Here is a 6,434-nt window from a genome sequence, read left to right as displayed (position 1 = left end):
GGCGGGGCGACGACGCGACCGTCGACGCGCTGGCCGCCCTGGAGCTGCGCCAACTCGGCCTGCGCGACGGCCGCTGACCTCGGTCAGCACCGCCCCCCAGCGCCCCCGACCGCCTCGGCCCCCGCGATCTTGCACTTTAGGTCGCCGATATGCGTGCTTAGAGGCTAAATGTCCCGGCAGGAAGTGCAAGATCGCGTATCGGTGTACGTGGCGTTGACGACACGTGGGGCGGGCCGGCCCGACACGGGCCCGGTGGCGGATCGCTAAGGTCGTCCGGTGTTCTATTTCCTGGTCGTCATCGCCGTCCTGCTGCTCGGCTACGCCGCCTTTCTCCTCACGTTCGTCCGGCGGGGGCGGAAGATCCCGCCGGCGGCGTACCTCGGACTGGCCGTGCTCAACGGGCTGATCCTTGCGGCGGTGCTGGCCTGGGCCGTCTCCCGCTGACCCGGTAGCGGGAGATTGGGGTACGACGTGCCCCGGAGGACCCGTCGTACCCGATGGCCCCGCAGACCTCAGGCGGGCGGTGGAATGCGGCGGCGGACGTCGGTGGCGTCGGACGGGCCGGGCGACCAGCGGGCGACCCAGGGCAGGTCGGCCGGCGGCGTGATCACGCCTTCCTCCAGCCCGGCGTAGCGGCCGGCGAGGATGCGTCGGGCGGCGGCCACGTCGACGGAGTCGGTGTTCTCCCAGAGGGCGGTGAAGAGCGCGTCCACCCGGACCCGGGCCTGCCGGCAGAACAGGTCGGCCAGCTCCACGTTCTCCGGGCGGGTGCCCCGTTCGGCGTGGGCCCGGACGCAGACCGCGGCCATCGCGAACAGCTCCGCGCCGATGTCCACCACGCGGCCGAGGAACGCCTGCTTCCGCTCCATCTTCCCCTGCCAGCGGGACATCGCGTAGAACGTCGACCGGGCCAGTTTGCGGGAGGCCCGCTCGACGTGGCGAAGGTGGCCGGCGAGGGGACCGTACCCGGCGTACGCGCCCGGGGCCTGTCCCTTGCCGACGGCCAGGGTCGGCAGCCACTTCGCGTAGAACGCGCCGGCGCGGGCCCCCGCCTTCGCCTTGCGGCCGAGGCCGGCGTCCGGGTCGATGATGTCCCCCGCGACCGAGAGGTGCGCATCGACCGCCTCCCGGGCGATGAGCAGGTGCATGATCTCGGTCGAACCCTCGAAGATCCGGTTGATCCGCAGGTCCCGGAGGAGCTGCTCGACGGCGGCCGGACGCTCGCCCCGGGCGGCCAGGGAGTCCGCGGTCTCGTAGCCGCGGCCGCCCCGGATCTGGATCAGCTCGTCGGCGATCCGCCAGGCCATCTCGCTCGCGTACAGCTTGACCAGGGCGGCCTCGATGCGGATGTCGTTGTGGTCGTCGTCGGCCAGCAGGCAACAGAGGTCGAGCATGGTCTCCATGCCGTACGTGGTGGCGGCGATGAAGGACAGCTTCTGCGCCACCGCCTCGTGCTCGCCCACCGGACGGCCCCACTGGACCCGGTCGGCGGCCCACTCGCGGGCCACGTTCAGCGCCCACTTGCCGGCGCCGACGCACATCGCGGGCAGTGACAGCCGGCCGGTGTTGAGGGTGGTCAGGGCGATCTTCAGGCCCTTGCCCTCGCCACCGATGACGTTCTCGGCCGGTACGAAGACGTCGTGGAAGCGGGTGAGGCTGTTCTCCAGGCCCCGCAGGCCGACGAAGGCGTTGCGGCGTTCGACCGTGATGCCCTCGGAGTCGCCCTCGACCACGAACGCGGTGATCCCGCCCCGTCGACCCTCGGCGGCCGGGACCCGGGCCATCACCACCAGCAGGGTCGCCACCGTGCCGTTGGTGGCCCAGAGCTTGACCCCGTTGAGGCGGTAGCCGGTGCCGTCCGGGGTCGGTTCGGCGGTGGTGGCGAGCCGTGCCGGGTCGGAGCCCACGTCCGGCTCGGTGAGCAGGAAGGCCGAGACCTCACCGGCGGCGAGCCGGGGCAGGAAGCGCTGCTTCTGCTCGGCGGTGCCGAACATCTTCAGCGGCTGCGGCACGCCGATGGACTGGTGGGCGGAGAGCAGTGCGCCGATGGCCGGGCTGATGGAGCCGGCCAGCATCAGCGCCCGGCAGTAGTGCAGGTTGCTCAGCCCGAGCCCGCCGTAGCTGCGGTCGATCTTCATGCCGAAGGCGCCGAGCCGACCCAGGCCCTGGAAGACCTCGTCCGGGATGGACGCGTCCCGCTCGATCGCCGCACCGTCCACCTCGGAGTCGAGGAACTCGCGGAACCGGCCGAGGAACTCGTCGGCCCGGCTGACGTCCGCCGGGTCGGGGCGGGGCCACGGCTCGATGAGATCGAGGCGGAACCGGCCGAGGAAGAGTTCCTTGCCGAAGCTCGGACGGTCCCAGGATGACTCCCGGGCCGCCTCGGCCACCTGGCGGGCCTCCTTCTCGGAGACCTGACCGGCCTCTTTCGGCAGTGGCCCGGCCCCGCCGGCGGCGTCCACCCGGTCGGCGGTGGGTCGGTCCGGGCCGGAGCCGTCCGGCGCGGGTCGGCTGTTCTGCGTGGTTGTCACGGCTGCCCCCTCGAACCTCGGTCCGGCTGCGTCGACGTACGCGACACAGAAAACGCTACCCCCGGGTGTTACCCAGGGGTAGCGTTCCGTAAAGATCGAGTTCTGTCGGTTTTCCGGGCCCGGTCAGTCCCGGTAACCGGTCGGCGGGTTGTCGTCCTCGTCGTCGACGTCGTCCTCACCCCAGTTGCGCCGGACGAACGGCAGGACCACCCAGAAGGTGAGGAACCAGATCGCGGTGAGCCCGCTCAGCACGAAGGCGATCGGCCGGTCGAGCACGAAGTCCGTGATCAGCAGGACCGCCGACACCATCGAGATCAGCATGAAGGCGAGCCCGCCACTGGCCATCCGGTGCGCGAACCGGACCATCTCCGGCTTGCGGCCCTGCCGGAACAGCGCCCGGTGGAAGGCGACCGGCGAGATGATCAATGCGGTGGCGGCCGCCGCGGCGAGCAGCGCGACAATGTAGACGTCCTTCTGGAAGCCCGTCGTCCGGGTGAAGCCGTTGCTGAACGGCAGGGTGAGCAGGAAGGCGAAGAGGATCTGGACGCCCGTCTGGGCGACCCGCAACTCCTGAAGCAGATCGGCGAAGTTTCGCTGCCAGCGCTGCTTCTCGGTTTCCTTCGACACGCACACCTCCGGTCAGACGGTACTGCCGGTGGGGTGCGCCCACCGGCAGCATCGCTGATGCCCGATCGCGCTGATCGCGAAACCGGCTCAGGAGCCGCGGCGGATCCGGCCCGCGTACCGGGCCTCCAGGGCGTTGTTGTGCTCGTCGCCGCCCGCGATGTTGGCCGACAGGTAGACCGGGGGCCGCTCCCCCGCCGCCAGCAGCCGGGCCACCACCTCGACCGTCAACTGCTGGGCCAGCAGCGCCGCCGTGATCGAGGAGACCGCGCCGACCGCGCCGCCGCCCGGCAGTGGAAGGGTGGCGTCCCCGTACGGGGCGCCGTTGTCGAGCACGACGTCGGCGAAGTCGGCGAGCTTGCGCCCGGACGGGTGGCGGGAGGTCATCCGGCCGGAGTGCTCCGTCGAGGTGATGACGATCAGCCGGTGCCCCCTCTCGCGCACCAGGGCGGCGAACTCGACCATCGCCCCGTTGACCCCCGAGTTGGAGGCGAGCACGAACACGTCCTGCGGGCGGACCGGGGCCAGCTCGTACAGGCGGTGCGCCACCGACGGGTCCCGTTCCAGCATCGGCCCGAGCAGCTCCGGCGACCCGCCGCCGAGCAGCACCAGGTCGCGCAGGGCGATCCGGTTGGTCGGCACCAGCCCGCCGGCCCGGCCGGCGATCTCCATGGCGAGCGCCTCGGAGTGTCCGGTGCCGAAGGCGTGCACGACACCGTCGGCGCGGACCGCCTCGGCGACGAGGTCCGCCGCCCGCCCCACCGCCGCACGCTGGCTCTCGGCCACCCGGTGCATCGTCGCCGTCACCACCGCCAGGTAGTCGTCACCGCTCAGCGTCACGCTTCCTCCGTCCATCCGTGTTCTCGTTGCGCACCGCCGGCCGGACCGATCCGGCCGGCGGTCAGGCCAGACCGCGTACGCGGGCCAGGATCGCCTCGGCCAGCGGCGCGGGAGCCTCGTCGGGGATCCAGTGGCTCACCCGGGGCAGCGTGACGAATCGGTAGTCGCCGGTCACCTGGTCGGCGCACGCCTCCGCGGCGGTCCGCCCCACCGCGATGTCCCGGTCGCTCCAGACGTAGGTGGTCGGCACCGACACCGGGCCGGTGGCCGCCATCGTGGAGCGGGACATCGCCCGGTACCAGTTCAGCGCCGCGGTGAGGGCGCCCGGCTCGCGCATCGGGTCGGCGTACGCGGCCACCCGCCGGTCGTCACCGACGCCGTGCAGCAACCGCCGCAGGCCGGTGGCGTTGAGCGCCAGCAGCGCCTTCTCCGCCCTGCCGGGCTGGCGGAACAGCATGATGTACGCCGAGCGCGCCTTCTGCTGCGGGTCCTTCGCCAGCGCGTGGGCGAAGGCCGCGGGGTGGGGCACGGACACCGCCGTCAGGGTGCGGACCCGGTCGGGGTGCCGGGCGGCGAGGTCCCAGCCGACCACGGCGCCCCAGTCGTGGCCCACCACGTGCGCCGCCTCGACGCCGAGGGCGTCCAGCACGGCCACCGCGTCGGCGGTCAGCTCCGGCATCGCGTACGCCTCGACGGCCTCCGGCCGGGCGCCCGGCGAGTAGCCGCGCTGGTCCAGCGCGTACGTGCGCAGGCCGGCAGCGTGCAGGGCGGGCACCACCTCGTCCCACTCGCCACCGTGCTGCGGGAAGCCGTGCAGCAGGAGCACGGGCGTGCCGTCCTCCGGCCCACCGGCGCGTAGGTCGAAGGTCAGCCCTCGGGCCTCGATCCGCATGATCGGCAGCCTACCCAGGCACGGTGGCCGTCACTCGTACTGGCGCTTGGGGGTGGGCACCTGCTTCCACGACTCCACGTCGAGGTACGGGATCTCCGCGTCGTTGACCGGGTCCGCGGCGACCCGGTCGCTGTAGCGGCCGGTCACCTCGACCCAGGTGTCGTCGGCGAGACCGGCGGGCACGTTGCCGGTCAGGCCGAGCTTGACCGGCCGCCCGTCGGCGGCGCAGCAGGAGAGCACGATCCGGGCGAGGATCGGCTGCCCGTCCGGGCCCTTCGCGACGAAGCCGGTGATCAGCACCCGCCGGTCGCCGATGGACGTTCCCTTGTCGAACAGGGCCCGGGAGGCGTAGTCGAGCACTCCCACCCGGACCGGGTCGCCCTCGGGCAGGGGCGGGTAGTCCGAGGGTTGCTGCTGGCTGGACAGGGCGGTGCCGGCCTGGCCGGCCGCGTACGACCCGAGGGCCGGCGGGGCGACCAGCAGCAGGCCGAGCACGGGCAGGATCAGCAGCCAGCCGACCCGCGGCTCGTGGTGGCCGTGCCCGTCGTCGTGTCCGTGCCCGTCGTGCCCGGGCGCGTCGTGCCCTTCGAGGCCGGGGCCGTCGGGTGCGCCGCCGGCCGGGACCGGCGCGGGGCGGGCGGGTCGCAGCTCGTACCAGAGGGTCATGATCGCGGCCACGACCAGGAGGATCCCGGCGGCGACCAGGAAGGGACGCAGCCCCTCCTTGACGTAGTTCAGGTAGAGGTCGGTGAGGCTGGCGCGGATCACCGCGCCGCCGAGCAGCAGCAGGACGACGGCCTGCGCCTGCCGGTTCACAGCAGCACCGCCCCGGCCCCGACGGCGACCAGGACGGCCACCACGAAGGTGGTCGGCGCGAACCGGGACGCGAACCGCCGGCCGAAGACGCCGGTCTGCATCGAGATCAGTTTCAGGTCGACCATCGGTCCCACCACCAGGAAGACGAGCCGGGACGTGAGCGAGAACTGCGACAGCGAGGCCGCGACGAAGGCGTCCGCCTCCGAGCAGATGGAGAGCAGCACGGCGAGGACGGCGAGGGCCAGCACCGACAGCACCGGGTTGTCGGCGAGGGTCTGCAACCACCGCTCGGGCACCAGCACGTTGATGGTGGCGGCGGCCATCGCGCCCACGACGAGGAAGCCGCCGGCGTGGGTGACGTCGTGCCGGACCGCCGCCCAGAACGCCAGGCCGCGCGAACCGCTCTCCAGCTCCGGTCGGCGGGGCAGCCGGATCCAGTCGGCGCGGCCCAGGCGGAGCCAGAGCCAACCCATGATCATGGCCACGATCAGGCTGGCCACCGCGCGGCCGACGACCATCTCCGGGTTGTTCGGGAAGGCCACCGCGGTGGCGGCGAGCACGATGGGGTTGATCGCCGGCGCGGCGAGCAGGAAGGCCAGCGCGGCGGCCGGGGTGACCCCGCGCCGGATCAGCGAGCCGGCGATCGGCACCGAGCCGCACTCGCAGCCGGGCAGGACCACGCGCCGAACCGCATCCAGGTCTCCACCGACAGGTTCAGCATCAGATAGAAA

7 protein-coding genes are annotated in these 6,434 nt (G+C 72.6%); 1 reads left to right on the top strand and 6 read right to left on the bottom strand.

Going from position 1 to position 6,434, the window contains the following annotated elements; all coding sequences use genetic code 11:
* Positions 1–276: 276 nt before the first annotated feature.
* A complete protein-coding gene (locus AB0I76_RS19790) occupies positions 277–444 on the top strand; it encodes a hypothetical protein (RefSeq protein ID WP_357037306.1) in 168 nt (55 codons plus the stop codon).
* Between the two features lie 68 nt (positions 445–512).
* Here the strand turns inward: AB0I76_RS19790 and AB0I76_RS19785 are convergent, their stop codons facing one another.
* From AB0I76_RS19785 to AB0I76_RS19760, 6 genes are all read right to left on the bottom strand, one after another.
* Positions 513–2,531, bottom strand: coding sequence for an acyl-CoA dehydrogenase family protein (locus tag AB0I76_RS19785; RefSeq protein ID WP_357037303.1), 2,019 nt, complete (start codon positions 2,529–2,531; stop codon positions 513–515).
* 123 nt (positions 2,532–2,654) lie between these two features.
* Positions 2,655–3,158, bottom strand: a complete 504-nt coding sequence (locus tag AB0I76_RS19780; RefSeq protein WP_357037300.1) for a DUF6328 family protein — start codon at positions 3,156–3,158, stop codon at positions 2,655–2,657.
* A gap of 87 nt (positions 3,159–3,245) precedes the next feature.
* Positions 3,246–3,995, bottom strand: coding sequence for an SIS domain-containing protein (locus tag AB0I76_RS19775; RefSeq protein WP_357037298.1), 750 nt, complete (start codon positions 3,993–3,995; stop codon positions 3,246–3,248).
* Positions 3,996–4,056: 61 nt separating this feature from the next.
* Positions 4,057–4,887 (bottom strand): alpha/beta hydrolase, encoded by an 831-nt coding sequence (locus tag AB0I76_RS19770; protein ID WP_357037295.1) that lies wholly within the window; start codon positions 4,885–4,887, stop codon positions 4,057–4,059.
* Between the two features lie 30 nt (positions 4,888–4,917).
* Positions 4,918–5,703: a TIGR03943 family protein gene (locus AB0I76_RS19765; RefSeq protein ID WP_357037292.1), complete on the bottom strand. Its 786-nt coding sequence runs from the start codon at positions 5,701–5,703 to the stop codon at positions 4,918–4,920.
* Positions 5,700–6,434, bottom strand: a 735-nt coding sequence (locus AB0I76_RS19760; RefSeq protein ID WP_357037289.1) for a permease, incomplete at its 5' end; no start/stop codon positions are given. The genes AB0I76_RS19765 and AB0I76_RS19760, both read right to left, overlap by 4 nt.

The sequence above is a fragment of the Micromonospora sp. NPDC049799 genome (assembly GCF_040656655.1).
GTDB lineage: Bacteria > Actinomycetota > Actinomycetes > Mycobacteriales > Micromonosporaceae > Micromonospora.
Note: the sequence above shows the minus strand (reverse complement) of the source record. Positions and strands in the feature narration are given on the sequence as shown.

What these genes read in the sequence shown, in the direction of transcription:
- AB0I76_RS19770 (WP_357037295.1), bottom strand. Translation starts at nt 4,887, where the DNA reads ATGCGGATCGAGGCCCGAGGGCTGACCTTCGACCTACGCGCCGGTGGG.